This window comes from Mesorhizobium sp. WSM4904, from assembly GCF_029674545.1.
Taxonomy (GTDB): Bacteria; Pseudomonadota; Alphaproteobacteria; order Rhizobiales; family Rhizobiaceae; genus Mesorhizobium.
In genome coordinates this window covers 545,507-561,364 of the sequence record NZ_CP121354.1, presented here as the reverse complement: position 1 = coordinate 561,364, position 15,858 = coordinate 545,507, and the positions used below count along the sequence as shown (strand labels likewise).

At 65.0% G+C, this 15,858-nt stretch carries 13 protein-coding genes; 10 read left to right on the top strand and 3 right to left on the bottom strand.

What is annotated here, in order from left to right; translation table 11 throughout:
* Positions 1 to 11 precede the first annotated feature (11 nt).
* The 9 genes from QAZ47_RS02575 (at position 12) to phnN (ending at position 10,174) form a co-directional block, all read left to right on the top strand.
* Positions 12 to 857: a MurR/RpiR family transcriptional regulator gene (locus QAZ47_RS02575; protein ID WP_278205429.1), complete on the top strand. Its 846-nt coding sequence runs from the start codon at positions 12 to 14 to the stop codon at positions 855 to 857.
* Positions 858 to 1,116: 259 nt separating this feature from the next.
* Positions 1,117 to 3,051, top strand: coding sequence for a 5-dehydro-2-deoxygluconokinase (gene iolC, locus QAZ47_RS02570; protein WP_278232399.1), 1,935 nt, complete (start codon positions 1,117 to 1,119; stop codon positions 3,049 to 3,051).
* A 52-nt stretch (positions 3,052 to 3,103) separates the two neighbouring features.
* The gene (gene iolD, locus QAZ47_RS02565; RefSeq protein ID WP_278232398.1) at positions 3,104 to 4,954 is read left to right on the top strand and encodes a 3D-(3,5/4)-trihydroxycyclohexane-1,2-dione acylhydrolase (decyclizing); all 1,851 of its coding nucleotides are present in this window, start codon (positions 3,104 to 3,106) and stop codon (positions 4,952 to 4,954) included.
* A 172-nt stretch (positions 4,955 to 5,126) separates the two neighbouring features.
* Positions 5,127 to 6,044, top strand: a complete 918-nt coding sequence (iolE, locus tag QAZ47_RS02560; protein WP_278232397.1) for a myo-inosose-2 dehydratase — start codon at positions 5,127 to 5,129, stop codon at positions 6,042 to 6,044.
* Positions 6,045 to 6,108: 64 nt separating this feature from the next.
* Complete coding sequence (locus tag QAZ47_RS02555; RefSeq protein WP_278205425.1) at positions 6,109 to 6,321, top strand: DUF3329 domain-containing protein; 213 nt, start codon at positions 6,109 to 6,111, stop codon at positions 6,319 to 6,321.
* Between the two features lie 398 nt (positions 6,322 to 6,719).
* On the top strand, positions 6,720 to 7,532 hold the full coding sequence (gene iolB, locus QAZ47_RS02550; RefSeq protein WP_278205424.1) for a 5-deoxy-glucuronate isomerase: 813 nt from the start codon (positions 6,720 to 6,722) through the stop codon (positions 7,530 to 7,532).
* Between the two features lie 147 nt (positions 7,533 to 7,679).
* A complete protein-coding gene (locus QAZ47_RS02545; protein WP_278205423.1) occupies positions 7,680 to 8,387 on the top strand; it encodes a DUF1045 domain-containing protein in 708 nt (235 codons plus the stop codon).
* Positions 8,388 to 8,411: 24 nt separating this feature from the next.
* Positions 8,412 to 9,551, top strand: coding sequence for an alpha-D-ribose 1-methylphosphonate 5-triphosphate diphosphatase (locus QAZ47_RS02540; protein WP_278232396.1), 1,140 nt, complete (start codon positions 8,412 to 8,414; stop codon positions 9,549 to 9,551).
* Positions 9,548 to 10,174 (top strand): phosphonate metabolism protein/1,5-bisphosphokinase (PRPP-forming) PhnN, encoded by a 627-nt coding sequence (gene phnN / locus QAZ47_RS02535; RefSeq protein ID WP_278232395.1) that lies wholly within the window; start codon positions 9,548 to 9,550, stop codon positions 10,172 to 10,174. Before QAZ47_RS02540 ends, phnN begins: the two co-directional genes overlap by 4 nt.
* Positions 10,175 to 10,333: 159 nt before the next feature.
* Here the strand turns inward: phnN and QAZ47_RS02530 are convergent, their stop codons facing one another.
* The 3 genes from QAZ47_RS02530 to QAZ47_RS02520 form a co-directional block, all read right to left on the bottom strand.
* Positions 10,334 to 11,329 (bottom strand): ABC transporter permease, encoded by a 996-nt coding sequence (locus tag QAZ47_RS02530; protein ID WP_278078107.1) that lies wholly within the window; start codon positions 11,327 to 11,329, stop codon positions 10,334 to 10,336.
* The gene (locus QAZ47_RS02525; RefSeq protein WP_278233758.1) at positions 11,326 to 12,897 is read right to left on the bottom strand and encodes a sugar ABC transporter ATP-binding protein; all 1,572 of its coding nucleotides are present in this window, start codon (positions 12,895 to 12,897) and stop codon (positions 11,326 to 11,328) included. Before QAZ47_RS02525 ends, QAZ47_RS02530 begins: the two co-directional genes overlap by 4 nt.
* A gap of 120 nt (positions 12,898 to 13,017) precedes the next feature.
* The gene (locus QAZ47_RS02520) at positions 13,018 to 13,980 is read right to left on the bottom strand and encodes a sugar-binding protein (RefSeq protein WP_278205419.1); all 963 of its coding nucleotides are present in this window, start codon (positions 13,978 to 13,980) and stop codon (positions 13,018 to 13,020) included.
* Positions 13,981 to 14,689: 709 nt separating this feature from the next.
* Between QAZ47_RS02520 and QAZ47_RS02515 the strand changes: the two genes are divergently transcribed.
* Entirely contained in the window at positions 14,690 to 15,793 is a 1,104-nt protein-coding gene (locus QAZ47_RS02515; RefSeq protein ID WP_278232394.1) for a LacI family DNA-binding transcriptional regulator, read from the top strand.
* Positions 15,794 to 15,858 lie beyond the last annotated feature (65 nt).

The following is a 15,858-nucleotide window of genomic DNA, read 5'->3' as shown; positions in this document are numbered from 1 at the left end:
GCGGAGCGACGATGGACGAACGGGTGCCTCGCGATTTCGAGACGTTGCGTGCAACGATCCTGGAGCGGCGCGCGAACCTGCCCAAGCGTATCGCGCAGATCGCCGCCTATGCGCTCGACAATCCCGACGACATCGCCTTCGGCACGGCGGCGAGCATCGCCGCCTCGGCCGGCGTCCAGCCCTCGACGCTGATCCGTTTCGCCCAGCAGCTCGGCTTCGACGGCTTCACCAGCCTGCAGCAGGTTTTTCGCGAGCGCCTGCGCGAGCGCAATTCCTCCTATGACGAGCGACTGGCGGCGCTGCGCGCCAAGGCCGAGGAAGGCGCCGGGCACCGGGCGATCTTCGACGGCTTCGTCGCCGCCGCCAGCACGTCGCTCAGCGACATTTCGCGCACGTTGAACGATGCGCATTTCGAAGAGGCGATCGCGCTCCTGGCGAAAGCCGAAACCATCTACGTGTTGGCCAAGCGCCGCTCCTATCCGGTCGCCTCCTACATCGCCTATGCGCTGGGCAAGCTCAAGATCCGCAATCAGCTGGTGGAATCGGCCGCGGGCCTGAACGCCGAGATGATCGGCTTCGCCACGCCGCGCGACGCCGTCATCGCCATCAGCTTCTCGCCTTACGCGCCCGCGACCATCGAAGAGACGCGCGCGATCGCCGAGCAGGGCGTGCCGATCGTCGCCATCACCGACAGCTCGTTCTCGCCGCTCGCCCAGTTCGCCAAGGTCTGGTTCGAAGTTGCCGAGGCCGATTTCGGCGGTTTCCGCTCGATCTCGGCGACGATGGCATTGGCAATGGCGCTGACGGTTGCCGTCGGCGAGAAGCGTCGCGACTCCGGCCGCAAGCGCAAGGGCTGAACGGCCCCGCCTAAAGCGCGTCGCGATCTTTCAGATTCGCTCCATGCGCTTTAGGTTTTTGATTTTGCGCATGTCTTTACCCCGAAACCGGTTCCCACTTTCGGGAGACATGCTTTAGGCGTTTTTCCGTCCGGGAATGCTCATTCCATATTGACTATGGATTGGAATTATTATTTCATATTGACGGCGCCACGATGCCGTTCGCGCGTGCTGCCCAAAACGACGCTGCTCTGCACAACAAGGCCGATGGGAGGTTCGAATGGGCGAAGCCGTGGAAGCGAAATATCCGCCGCTCGACGTCATCACGATCGGCCGCGCGTCGGTCGATCTCTACGGCCAGCAGATCGGCTCGCGGCTGGAGGACATCACCTCTTTCGCCAAGTCGGTCGGCGGTTGCCCTGCCAATATTTCCGTCGGCACGGCACGGCTCGGCCTGCGCTCGGCGCTGCTCACTCGCGTCGGCGACGAACAGATGGGCCGCTTCATCCGCGAGCAGCTCAGGCGTGAGGGCGTCTCGGTCGACGGCTTGAAAACCGACAGGGAACGGCTGACCGCGCTGGTGCTGCTGTCCGTCGAGGACGAAGGCATCTCGCCGATGATCTTCTATCGTTCCGATTGCGCCGACATGGCGCTCGCGGAAGAAGACATAGACGAGGCTTTCATCGCGTCGGCCCGGGCCGTCGTCGTCACCGGCACGCATTTCTCCCGCCCCAATACCGATGCCGCCCAGCGCAAGGCGATCCGCCTCATGAAGGCCAAGGGCGGCAAGGTCGTCTTCGACATCGACTATCGCCCGAACCTCTGGGGGCTCGCCGGCCATGCCGAGGGTTTCGAGCGCTACGTCAAGTCCGACCGCGTCTCGGCGCAGCTGAAGACGGTGCTGCCCGATTGCGATCTCATCGTCGGCACCGAGGAGGAGATCATGATCGCCTCCGGCGCCGACGATTGCCTGAGCGCGCTGAAGACGATCCGCTCTCTGTCGCCCGCCACCATCGTCTTGAAGCGCGGCGCCAAGGGCTGCATCGTCTATGATGGGCCGATCAGCGACGATCTCGAGGACGGCATCGTCGGCAAGGGCTTTCCGATCGAAATCTACAACGTGCTCGGCGCCGGCGACGCCTTCATGTCGGGCTTCCTGCGCGGCTGGCTCGGCGGCGAAAGCTTTGCCACGGCGGCGACCTGGGCCAATGCCTGCGGCGCCTTTGCCGTGTCGCGCCTGCTTTGCGCGCCGGAATATCCGACCTTCGAGGAATTGCAGTTCTTCTTGAAGCACGGCAGCCAGCATCTGGCGCTGCGCAAGGACGAGGCGATCAACCACATCCATTGGGCCACTACGCGGCGGCGCGATATCCCTTCGCTGATGGCGCTCGCTTGCGATCACCGCGTCCAGCTGGAAGACGTCGCGGCAAAAGTCGGCGCCGACGCCTCGCGCATCCCGGATTTCAAGGTGCTGACCGTCAAGGCGGCGGCCAAGGTGGCAGCCGGGCGCGACGGCTACGGCATGCTGATCGACGAGAAATATGGCCGCGACGCCATGTTCGAATTCGCCCGCCATCCCTTCGCTTGGCTCGGCCGTCCGGTCGAGCTGCCGGGATCGCGGCCGCTGCGCTTCGAGTTCTCGCAGGACATCGGCTCGCAGCTCACCGAATGGCCGGTCGACCACTGCATCAAATGCCTGTGCTTCTATCACCCGGACGATCCGGAGGCGCTGAAAGTTGAGCAACAGCAGAAGCTGCGAGCCTTGTTCGAAGCCGCGCGTAAGGTCGGTCGCGAATTGCTGGTCGAGATCATTGCCGGCAAGCACGGCAAGCTGGACGACACCACCATCCCGCGCGCACTGGAGGAGCTTTACGCGCTGGGCATCAAGCCGGATTGGTGGAAGCTCGAGCCGCAGGCTTCGGCCAACGCCTGGGCGAAGATCGAACAGGTGATCGTCAAGAACGATCCGTGGTGTCGCGGCGTCGTGCTGCTGGGGCTGGAGGCGCCGCAGGACGAGCTGGTCGCGGCCTTTGCCGCCACCGCCAATGCGCCGATCGTCAAGGGATTTGCCGTCGGTCGCACCATCTTCATCAATGCCGCCGAACAATGGCTGGCAGGCAGGATGTCGAATGACGAGGCTGTCGCCGACATGGCCTCGCGCTTCGAGCAGCTGACCGAGGCATGGCTTGTCGCGCGCGGCCGTAAAGCAGCATAAGAAGACGGGCCGCATAACAAGACGGCACAAGGAAAGCCGGAGGAAACGACCAATGACAAAGACCATTCGCCTGACGATGGCGCAGGCGCTGACCCGCTTTCTCAGCCGCCAGATGACCGAGATCGACGGCAAAAAGGTGCCGATCTTTGGCGGCGTCTGGGCGATCTTCGGCCATGGCAATGTCGCCGGCGTCGGCGAGGCGCTCTATCAGCTGCGCGACGAGCTGCCGACCTTCCGCGCCCATAACGAGCAAGCGATGGCGCATGCGGCGATCGCCTATGGCAAAGCGAATTTCCGCCGCCGCTTCATGGCCGCGACCACCTCGATCGGCCCGGGCGCGCTGAACATGGTGACGGCGGCGGCGCTCGCCCACGTCAACCGGCTGCCCGTGCTTTTGCTGCCCGGCGATGTCTTCGCCAATCGCTTGCCCGACCCGGTGTTGCAGCAGGCCGAGGATTTCTCCGACGGCACGACGAGCGTCAACGACTGCTTCCGCCCCGTCTCGCGCTATTTCGACCGCATCACGCGGCCCGAGCAGATCATCCTGGCGCTGAACCGCGCCATGCAGGTGCTGACCGATCCAGCCGAATGCGGCCCGGTCACGCTTTCGCTCTGCCAGGACGTGCAGGCCGAAGCCTATGACTATCCTGAAAGCCTGTTTGCCGAGCGCGTGTGGACGCCACGCCGGCTGCGGCCGGATCGCAACGAGCTCGCGGCCGCCGTCGCGGCGCTGAAGAATGCCAAGAAGCCGCTGGTGATCGCCGGCGGCGGCGTTCTCTATTCTCGGGCCTCCAGCGAACTGGCCAAGCTGGTGCAGGGCGCCGGCATTCCGGTCTGCGAGACGCAAGGCGGCAAGTCCTCGCTCCCCGATGATCATCCGCTCAACATGGCCGCCGTCGGCGTCACCGGCACCTCCGCCGCCAACCGGCTGGCGGAAGAGGCGGATGTCGTTCTTGCCGTCGGCACCAGGCTGCAGGATTTCACCACCGGGTCCTGGGCGCTGTTCAAGAATGCCGGCCGCACCATCATCGGCTTGAACACGCAAGGTTTCGACGCCGGCAAGCATTGGGCGCTGCCGCTGGTCGCAGACGCGGCCGAAGGGTTGGCCGAGCTCAGCGCCGCGCTGAAGGGCTGGAAGGCACCGACCGCCTGGACCGACAACGCCCTGAAGGGCAAGACGGAATGGCGGGCAGCGGCCGCCAAGGTGACGGCTTCGACCAATGCCGCCTATCCTTCCGATGCGCAGGTGATCGGCGCCGTACAGCGCGCGATGGGCTCGGGCGTCACCTTGTTGCATGCCGCCGGCGGGTTGCCGGGCGAACTGCACAAGCTTTGGCAGGCGGGAACGCCGGGCTCCTATCATGCCGAATACGGCTTCTCGACCATGGGCTACGAGATCGCCGGCGGCCTCGGCGTCAAGATGGCGAAGCCTGATCAGGAGGTCGTCGTAATGGTCGGCGACGGCTCCTATCTGATGCTCAACTCCGAGATCGCCACCTCGGTGATGCTCGGCTTGAAGCTCACCATCGTGCTGCTCGACAACCGCGGCTATGGCTGCATCAACCGGCTGCAGATGGCGACCGGCGGCGCCAACTTCAACAATCTGCTCAAGGACGCCCGCCACGAGGTGATGCCCGATGTCGACTTCGCGGCTCATGCCGCAAGCCTCGGCGCCGTCGCCGAGAAGGTGGCGTCGATCGCCGAGCTGGAGACGGCGCTGGCCAAGGCGAAGGGCAACGACAAGACCACCGTGCTGGTCATCGACACCGATCCGCTGGTGTCGACCGAAGCCGGCGGCCACTGGTGGGATGTCGCCGTGCCGGAGGTCTCGTCGCGGCCCCAGGTCAACGCCGCGCGCAAGGCGTATGAGGAAAAAAAGCAGATGCAGAGTGCAGGTGATTGACGCTGGCGCCGCCCCTCACCCTTCCCTCTCCCCGTGAAGAACGGGGAGAGGGGGTCGCCGGCGCTGGAGCTTGTCCCTTCTCCCCGTGCTTCACGGGGAGAAGGTGCCGGCAGGCGGATGAGGGGCAGCGCCGACGAGCGAAAATGGAACGATCCGAACTTGGAGTGACGACTTGAAAGCCAAACTGGGCATGTCCCCCATCGCGTGGTGGAACGACGATCTCGTGGAATTGAGCGATGACGTGTCGCTGGAGGAGTGCCTGCGCCAGTCGCGCTCGGCCGGCTTCACCGGGATGGAGATGGGCCGCCGCTTCCCCAACGATCCGAAAGTGATGCTGCCGATCCTGAAGGACGCCGACGTCACGCTCTGCGGCGGCTGGTTTTCCGGCACGCTGGTCAATGAGGATCTGGCCAGGAACAAGGATCGTATCCAGCCGATGATCGACCTGTTCAAGGCGGTGAGCGCGCCCTGCATCGTCTATGGCGAGGTCGGCCGCTCCATCCAGGGCGACCGCTCCAAGCCTTTGGCCACCAAGCCGAAGCTCTCCGACGACGAGATGAAGGCCTATGGCCGCCGCGTCACCGAATTCGGCGAATGGTGCGCCGACCAGGGCATGCCGCTCTCCTACCACCACCACATGGCGGCGGTGGTCGAGACCGAGCCGGAGCTCGACGCCTTCATGCGCAATTCCGGCGAAGGCATTCCGCTTTTGCTCGATGCCGGCCATCTTGCCTTTGCCGGCGGCGATGTGCTGCGCGCCATCGACAACCACCACAAGCGCATCAACCACGTGCATGTGAAGGATGTGCGCATGGGCGTGATCGACGGGCTCGACCGCACCAAGCAGTCCTTCCTCGATGCCGTGGCGCTTGGCGCCTTTACCGTGCCCGGCGACGGCTCGCTCGATTTCGGCGCCATCGTGCAGAAGTTCGCCGACTACGGCTACGAAGGCTGGTTCGTGGTCGAGGCCGAGCAGGATCCGAAGAAGAACCCGCCGCTGAAGATGGCTCAGGTCGGCCACAAGGAGCTGATGCGGGTGATGACGGCCGCCGGCTATACGGTGGAGACGCAAGGCTTCCCGGCGGCCTAGACGGTGGATTTGCCACGGCGCGCGGTTTATCCGTTGCGCTTTGGGCAAATCCTGGATTGGCACTATGAAAGACTATGAGCACCCCTTCTTCCGGCCGCTGTGGCGACGCATCGCCGTCGTCGCCGTCTGTCTGGTCTGGTCGGTGATCGAGTTCGCCTCCGGTACGCCGTTCTGGGGCGTCATCGCGCTCGGCTTCGCCGGCTACGCGGTGTGGCAGTTCTTCTACCTTTACAAGCCGGTCGAGGAGGACAAGCCCCCCGCCGAGCCGAAGGATTGAAGCGGTCGATGGACTGGAGGTTCTTTTGTATTGGATGTTGCGTGGGTGACGGAGGCTGCGTGGGTGACGGTTCGTTTGCGTTGGCGATTGGCCGGAACGCCCCTCGCTTCGTCATCCTAGGGCGGAGCGAGGAGCGTGGCGACGCAGCGCAGACCCTAGGATCCATGCCATGACTTTGAAGTGTTGCAACGGTGCAGAATTCTGCTCCGGTGGCATTCCACGTCCGAGGTGACGGCATGGATCCTAGGGTCTCCGCGGCGGAGCTTCGCTCCTGCTTCGCCCTAGGATGACGAAGTTGAGAGGGATGCGGCCAATCTCCGAGGTTCGCGATCGAACAGTGAATCCTGGCTGCGGGCGGATTTGAAAGTCAAAGCGTCGAGGAATTAGGAGAGACAAAAATGTCGAAACTGCTCGTCAAGGCCGACAAGGGCCACGGCCACGTCGCTCACGTCACCCCGCAAAGCGCCGGCTGGACTTATGTCGGTTTCGATCTGCATCGGCTGCGGCCAGGCGAGACCGCGTCCGGCAAGACGGGCGAGCGCGAAGTCTGCCTGGTTTTCGTCACCGGCAAGGGCAAGGTCTCGGCCGGCGGCAAGGAGCTCGGCCTGCTCGGCGAGCGCATGTCGCCGTTCGAAGGCAAGCCCTGGTCGGTCTATGTGCCGCAAGGCTCCGACTGGTCGGTGATCGCCGACACCGACCTGGAGCTCGCCGTCTGCTCGGCGCCGGGTCTCGGCGGCGGCCTGCCGGCCCGTGTCATCTCGCCCGACGATCTCGGCCAGGAGGTGCGCGGCAAGGGCACCAACACGCGCTACGTCACCAACATCCTGCCCGAGGGCAAGCCGGCCGACTCGCTGCTGGTGGTCGAGGTCATCACACCCGGCGGCCATACCTCCAGCTATCCGCCGCACAAGCACGACCGGGACAATCTCCCAGCGGAATCCTATCTGGAGGAGACCTATTATCACCGCCTCAACCCGCCGCAGGGCTTCGCTTTCCAGCGCGTCTACACCGATGCCGACAGGAACGGCGTGCGCGACCTGGACGAGGCGATGGCGATCGAGGACGGCGATGTCGTGCTGGTGCCCAGGGGCTACCACCCCTGCGCGGCCTGCCACGGCTATGATCTCTATTATCTCAACGTCATGGCCGGCCCGAAGCGGACGTGGAAATTCCACAACGCGGCCGAGCACGAGTGGCTGATGAAGGCCTGAGATTTTTCATCGCGCTCAACCTGTTGGTCCAGTTCGAGAAAATCGTCGGCTAAGGACTGTCGGGGGCTGTCTGCCTTCGAAAACCCATGAAAGCTTCGTCAATCCGTCATGGAAATCACCTATGGCGGGGTCTGACGAGGTTCTTTCATGCGCTACGCCATCTATTTCACCCCACGGCAGGACGAGCCGCTGGCGCGCATCGCCGCCAATTGGCTTGGACGCGACCCCTTCGGCGCGGCGACGCGGCCGGTCGAGGCCGTGGCCGACCTGTCGGCGGCGGAAGTTGCCTTCCACACGGCTTCGGCCAGGCGCTACGGCTTCCATGCGACGCTGAAGGCGCCGTTTCGGCTGGCGCCGAACGAGACCGAAACCTCGCTGCGCGCGGCGCTCGACGATTTCGCCGAGGCGACGCCGCCGGTCGTCATTCCGCGTCTCGTCGTCGGTCAGATCGACGGCTTTTTCGCCCTGGTGCCGGAAGCGCCGTTCGATCCTCTCAACAGCTTCGCCGGCGAGGTTGTGCGCGCTTTCGACCGTTTCCGCGCGCCGCTGACCGAAGCCGAGATCGAGCGCCGCAGCCCCGACTCGCTGAAGCCGGACGAGTTCCGCAACCTCTGCCAGTGGGGCTATCCTTACGTTTTCGAGACGTTCCGCTTCCACATGACGCTGTCCGGCCGCGTCGGGCCACAGGAAAGCCCGCGTCTTCGTGCAGCAATCGACAGTCTGTTCGCGGACGTGCTGCAGCACCCGGTGCCGGTGGACGCGCTGACGCTTTTCGTCGAGACCGAACCGGGCGCCCCTTTCATGGTGCTCTCCCACCATGCGCTTGGCCGCCGCCCGGCCAGAAAAACCGCCTGATACCGAGACTAAGGATCGCCTGAGATGACCGCCGAAACCGTCCTCACCAATGCCCGCATCGTGCTGCCCGACGAGATCGTCGAGGGCTCGCTGCTGCTGCGCGATGGCCAGATCGCCGCGATCGAGCCGGGCGCCGCCCGCGCCGGCGAGGACATGGGCGGCGACTACATCATCCCGGGTCTCGTCGAGCTGCACACCGACCATCTCGAAGGCCACTACGCGCCGCGCCCGAAAGTGCGCTGGAACCCGATCGCTGCCGTGCTCGCCCATGACGCCCAGGTGGCGACCGCCGGCATCACCACCGTGCTCGATGCTCTGCGCGTCGGCATGGACGAGGACGCCGACCTGAAGTCCGACGACGTCCGCAGCCTCGCCGACGCGATCGAGGATAGCGTCAGGCAGGATCGGCTACGGGCCGACCATTTCATCCATCTGCGCTGCGAGGTCTCGGCGCCGGACTGCCTCGAGGCCTTCGCCAATTTCGAGACCGACGACAGGGTCAAGCTCGCCTCGCTGATGGACCATGCGCCGGGCCAGCGCCAGTTCGTCAATCTCGAGACCTATGCCTATTACTACCAGCGCAAGCTGAAGCTGACCGACCGCGACTTCCAGAAATTCTGCGAGAAGCGGATGGCGGAATCGGCCAGGAATTCCGGCCCGAACCGCGTCTTCATCTCCGCCGCCTGCCACGAGCGCGGCATCGTCCTCGCCAGCCATGACGATGCGACGGCCGGCCATGTCGACGAGGCGATTGCGCAGGGCGTGCGCGTTGCCGAGTTCCCGACCACCGAGGAGGCGGCAAGAGCCTCTAAGGCGGCCGGCCTCGGCGTGCTGATGGGTGCCCCCAATGTCATGCGCGGTTCCTCGCATTCCGGCAATGTGTCGGCGCGCGCGCTTGCCGGCGACGGTTTGCTCGACATCCTGTCGTCCGACTACATCCCCTTCAGCCTGATCCAGTCGGCCTTCTTCCTCGGCGATGTCGTCGAGGGCATCTCGCTGCCGCAGGCGGTCGCCATGGTTTCGAAGAACCCGGCCGACGCGGTTGGCCTCGCCGATCGTGGCGTCATCGAGCCCGGCCGCCGCGCCGACCTGGTGCGCGTGCGCGTCGACGAGCATGTGCCGGTGGTGCGCACCGTGTGGCGCCAGGGCAGGCGTGTCGCATGATGGTTTCGGCGTCGATCGAGCGCGAGCTCACCGAAATGCTTCCCATCCGCAACGGCGTCTTCGTCGCGGTCGTCGGCCCGAGCGGTGCCGGCAAGGATACGGTGATCGGCTACGCCAAGACGCGCTTCGCCGACGAGACGCGGCTGGAATTCGTGCGCCGCGTCATCACCCGGCCGAGCGATTCCGCGAGCGAGGACCACGACACGCTGGCCGATGCCGCCTTCGCCGAGGCGGAGGCCGACGGCGCCTTCGCCATCTGCTGGGACGCGCATGGCCTGCGCTATGGCCTGCCGGCCGACGTCGACTGGGCGGTAGCCAACGGTCATGTGGCCGTGGCGAATGTCTCTCGCGCCGTCATCCCGGCGCTGCGCGAGCGCTATGCCAATCTGGCCGTGGTCGAGATTACCGCCTCGCCGGAAATCCTCGCCGAACGGCTGGCGGCGCGCGGCCGCGAATCGCGCGGCGAGGTGCTCGCCCGCCTGGCGCGCAGCACGAGCGTGACGCTGTCCGGCCCGGACGTCACCTCGATCGACAATAGCGGGGCGAAAGAGATCGCCGGCGAGCGCTTCGCCGAGGTGCTACGCAAGGCAATGGCGTTCTCGGACCTTTCGGACATGATCTAGCGCCTTTCCTTCTCCCCTTGTGGGAGAAGGTGGCCTCGCGAAGCGAGGTCGGATGAGGGGTGTTCCAGCGGAGTGAGACGCTGGCGTTCCTTGGAACACCCCTCATCCGTCGCCTTCGGCGACACCTTCTCCCACAAGGGGAGAAGGTAAAAGGTAGCGCTACTCCGCCGGCGCGCCGGCGACGTTCCGGCGCGTCGCCTCCATCATCCGGCGCCGGGCGCGGAACACGCCCCATTGCTGGTCGACCAGCACGCCGATCAGGATCACGCCGCCCATCACCGCGAAGTTGAGCGAGGAAGGGATGCCGAGCAGGTTGACCAGGTTCTGCAATTCCTGCAGCAGCACGGTGCCGAGGATGACGCCCACCAGCGAGCCCTCGCCGCCGCGCAGCGAGAAGCCGCCGAGCACTGCGGCGGCAATGGCGTAGAGCTCGTAGAACTGGCCATGGCTCGCCGGCGAGATCGAGCGCGTATACATGGCGAAATAGATCGCCGACAGCGCCGTCAGCACGCCGCAGATGACATAGGCCGCGATCACGACGCGGCCGGTGCGGATGCCCGAATATTTCGCCGCTTCCTCGTTCTTGCCGATGGCGTAGAGATAGCGCCCGAACACCGAGCGGTGCAGCACCACCCACATGACGACGGCGATCACGATCAGCGCGATGAAGGAGTTCGGCAGCCCGCCGGAACGGCCGGCGGTGAGGAATTCCAGATCCGGGAAATTCTGGCCGAACGCGAAGCCGGCCGTGCCGTCGGCGGTGTAGAAGCGGGCGACGCCGCGGTAGATCAGCAGGCCGCAAAGCGTCACCACGAAAGGCTGCATCTTGAGCCGCGTGATCAGCCAGCCATGCACGAAGCCGATGATGGCGCCGAGCAGGATGATCAGCACGAAGGCCAGCGGCCAGTCCATCTCGCGCACGGCGATGAAGTCGATGAACAGCGTGCCGAGCAGGGCGATCAGCGAACCGACCGAAAGCTCGATGCCGCCGGTGATGATGACAAAGGCCTGGCCGATCGAAAGGATGCCGAACAGCGCGACCAGGTTCGAGGTGTTGGCCAGATTGATCGTCGACAGGAAGCGCGGGTTGATGGCGGTCACCACCGCGCCGACCACCAGGATCAGCACCAGCAGCCCGAGATCTTTCTTGCTCATTGCGCTCCTCCAGCGGCATGCGCCAGCCTTGGCTTCTTGCCCACAGCCAGCAAAAGCACGTTCTCCTGGCTGAAATCGTCCCGGTCGAGAATGCCGGAGATCTGCCCCTCATGCATGACCGCGATGCGGTCCGAGACGCCGATCACCTCTTCCATGTCGCTGGAGATCATCAGCACCGCGACGCCGGCGTCCGCGAGCGACCGCATCAGCCCGTAGATTTCCGCCTTGGCGCCGATGTCGATGCCGCGCGTCGGCTCATCGAGGATCATCACCTTCGGGTTCATCGCCAGCCATTTGGCCAAAACCACTTTCTGCTGGTTGCCGCCCGAAAGCGTGCCGGTGCGGGTCAGGACAGACGGCGCCTTGATGCCGAGATCCTTCTTCTGCTTCTCGGCGGTGGCGAGCTCGGCGCTGGCCGAGACCAGCGAGCGCTTCGCATGCGCCGGCAGATTGGGCAGCGAAATGTTCTGCGCGATCGAGAGGTCGAGCAGGATGCCGGTCAGCTTGCGGTCCTCCGGCACGAGGAAGATGCCGCTCGCCACCGCATCGGCGGCCGATCCGACATTGAGCGCCTTGCCGTCCAGCGCGACGCTGCCGCCGAGCCGCTCGTCGATGCCGAACAGCACGCGCGCCAGCTCCGTTCGGCCGGAACCGACCAGCCCCGCAAGGCCGAGGATTTCGCCGCGCCTCAGCTCCAGGCTGACCGGGTGGTCCGGATAGGCGCTGGTGCGCACCGCGCTTGCCGAGAGCGCGACGCCGCCCGGAGCGCGCCCCGCTTCGGCGGCCTTCTCGCGCTCCTTCAGCATGCGCCCGATCATCAGCTTGACCATCTGGTCGTGGTTGATCTCGCTCTTCGGCAGCGTGCCGGCCAGCATGCCGTCGCGCAGCACCACGACGCGGTCGGCGACGCGCTCGACCTCGTGCAGGCGGTGCGAGATGAAGATGACGCTGATGCCTTCCGCCCGCAGCCCCTTGATGACGTCGAGCAGCTTTTCGGTCTCGGCGATCGGCAGGCTGGAGGTCGGCTCGTCGAGGATCACCAGCCGCGCCTTGATCGACAGCGCCTTGGCGATCTCGACCATCTGCTGCTGGGCCAGCGACAGCGAGGCGACCGGCGTGTCGGCTGAGAAATTGGCGCCGACGCGCTTCAACAGCGGCGCCACCATCTCGCGCAGCCCGGCGCGGTCGACCAGCCTCAGCGGCCCGGCCTTCAGCGGCTCGCGGCCGAAGAAGATGTTGGCGGCGACGTCCAGGTTTTCGAAGAGGTTGAGCTCCTGATGCACGAAGGCGATGCCGGAGCCGATGCTGGCTTCCACGGTCAAGCCGTCATGCGCGACGCCGTCGACGGTGACGGTGCCGCTGTCAGGCCGCGTCACGCCGCCGAGGATCTTCATCAACGTGGATTTGCCGGCGCCGTTCTCGCCGACCAGGCCGATCACCTCGCCCGGCCTGACTTCCATGGAGAACCCGTCCAGCGCCACGACGCCCGGATAGGTCTTGCGCACGGCCTCGAGGCTCAGGAACGGAGCGGTTGTCGATTGAGCGAAGGATGTCTCGGAGTAATTCATCACGCCACAATTCATGGCACTTGGCAGCACCCGATGGGCTACAGACTGACGGGCCTTGGCAGGCCCGTCAATACGGACGCCGGCTCAAGACGAACTCGAGCCGGCGCAACTGTGCATCGATTACTTGCCGGCCATCGCCTTCAGGTTGGCGGCATAGGCGTCGACATCGTCCTTGCCGATGATCTTCGTCGGCACGATGATCAGGCCATTGGCCGGGATGCCCGACTTGTCGCCCTTGAGGTAGGAAGCCATCAGCTTCATGCCTTGATAGGCCCATTCGAAGGGCTGCTGCACGACGGTCGCGGCGACGGTGCCTTCCTTGACGCCGCCCAGCGTGATCGGATCGTCGTCGAAGCCGACGACGGTGATCTGGCCGAGCTTGCCGGCGTCGCGCAGCGCTTCATAGATGCGCGGCGTGTTGTAGGAGTAGAAGCCGACCATGCAGGTGATGTCGGGGCTGGCGACCAGCGCGTCCTCGACATTCTTCTTGGCGCGCGCCTGGTCGATGTCGTCGCCGCGGACGTCGACCAGCTCGATCTTGCTGCCGGCGAGCCCGTCCTTCATGCCCTGGATGCGCTCCTTGGCGTTGTCGGCGCCGAGCAGGCCGACGAAGCCCAGGCACTTGCCGCCGTCCGGCATCGCCTTCTTGGCGATCTCGGCCGCCTGCTTGCCGGCATCGACATTGGACGAGCCGATATAGGCGACGCGCTTGGTCTGCGGGGCGTCGCTGTCGGTGGTGAACAGCGCCGTCTCGGACGCGATCTTGTTCAGCCCGTCGGTCGAGGTCTTGGGGTCGACCGCCGACACCATGATGCCCTTGACACCGGCCGTCACCAGATCGTCCATCAGGCGCTGCTGGATGGCGACAGACGACTGCTCCGGATATTTGAGCTCGAGATTGTAGTCGGGCAATTCGCCCTGCGCCTTCTTAACGCCGGCTTCCGCCGCCTTCCAGAAGTCTGACGCGCCGTTGACGACGAAGGCCAGCGTAGGCTTGTCGTCGGCGCGCACGGCTGCGCTCGCCGTCAGGCCGATAGCCAAGGCTGCCGCGGCCACGGATGCGTTACGTATCATGGATTTCATGGTTCAACCTCCCTTTTGAAACTCATCGCTGATGTCTCGGCTGCGGCCTGGACGCCCTCCTCCTCAAGGGGCTTGCCCAAGGTCTGGCAACTTTAGAACGGCGCCTCTCCAGCCGCGACCAAGACACTAGACACAGATTTCGCGTTCGTAAATAGTCCGATTTGTCTGACATTTTCGTGAGAGCAAGGCAGCCCTCTTCCGGCGGTCAGCCGATCATCCGACACGCGCTCCTCCCACTTTGCCGCTGCCGGCCGGGAGCCTTCCGGTCCGATCGCGGCGAGTTGACAGTAAAACGCTTACGGCTATTAGTAAAGACTATTAGTATGCCATCAGGAGGCACCGGCCGCGGAGGAGATCGTCGGCTGGGCGCTCAGCGAGAAGAGGAGAGCGGCGGCGGAAACGCTCCGCCGCTAGAGCAATTCCAGGAAAAGTGTGTGACGGTTTTCCGTGCGGAATTGCGTCAAAACAAAGAGATAGAGCGGTTCGCCGTTTCCGTAAAACGGGGAAACGCTCCAATGCGGGTATGCGCGGAAAATAGCCGGGGCATCCGATGTCGAACGCCTATTTTTCGTTGACAGGCGGCGCAGCTGGCGAGGAAGATGGCGTATTGATAATAGTTATAAATCACGCGCATTTCCGATAAATGCGCTGACCTCGATCATCTTGCCGCTATCGCTTTGACAGCCGGCAGGATTTTGGGAAACGAACCATGAGCGAACCGACGGAACTGCGCGATCCTCCGGAGACGTCCAGGCGACGCACCGCCAAGCCCAAGGGTCGCGTCACCATGACCGACATAGCAAGGGCCGCCGGCTGCTCGCAGGCGACGGTTTCCTTCGTGCTCAACAATTCGCCGGGCATCAGGCTGTCGCAGCAGACGCGCGACCGGGTGATCGAGGCGGCGAGAGCGCTTGGCTACTCGCCGCCGGTCTTTTCGGCGCTCCGCCCGCCCGTCGCGCCCTTCGAGGGGCTGGACGGCGTCATCGGCTTCGCAGTCGACCAGCTTGCCACCAGCCCCGAGGCAGTGGTCGCCATCGAGGGCGCGCGCCAGGCTTCGTGGAATGCCGGCAATGTGCTCCTGGTGGCGCAGACCATGGGCGATGCCGTGATGGAGCCGCGCGCCATTTCAGCGCTCACCCGGCGAGGCATCTCGGCGCTGATCTACATGACCATCTTCACCCGCGAGATCACGGCGCCCGAGTTTCTTTACAGTCTCGACATCCCGGTCATCCTGCTCAACTGCTACACCGCCGACTATGCCTTCCCGGCCGTGGTGCCTTCCGAAATCGCCGGCGGCCAGAGCTCTACCCGGCACCTGATCAGCCACGGCCACCGGCGCATCGCCACCATCACCGGCGAGCCCTGGATGCAGGCGGCGCAGGATAGGCTGAAAGGCTATCGCCGCGCTTTAGCCACCGCCGACATCCCTTTCGATCCGGAGCTGGTGGTCGAGGGCGACTGGTCGGCCAGCGCCGGCTATGCCGCGACGGTGAAGCTGCTTGCGCTCGAGGACCGCCCGACCGCCATCTTCTGCCAGAACGATCGCACGGCGATCGGTTGCTACGAAGCGCTGAAGGAAGCCGGCCTGCATATCCCGCAGGACATTTCGGTGGTCGGCTACGACGACGAGGAGATTGCCCGCCACCTTTTCCCGCCGCTGACGACGTCGATCCTGCCGCATCTGGCGATGGGCCAATGGGCGATCGAGCAGCTGGAGACCCCGCCGACGCCCGGCCACGGCCGCTACCCGATCACCAAGCTGGAATGCCCGCTGGTGGAGCGGGAGAGCGTGGCGAGCGTGAAGACAGGATGAGCGATCCCAGCCTGCTGGCCGCTCTGCGTTGTATTGACATTGTCGTGACAATAGCTAGATATCCG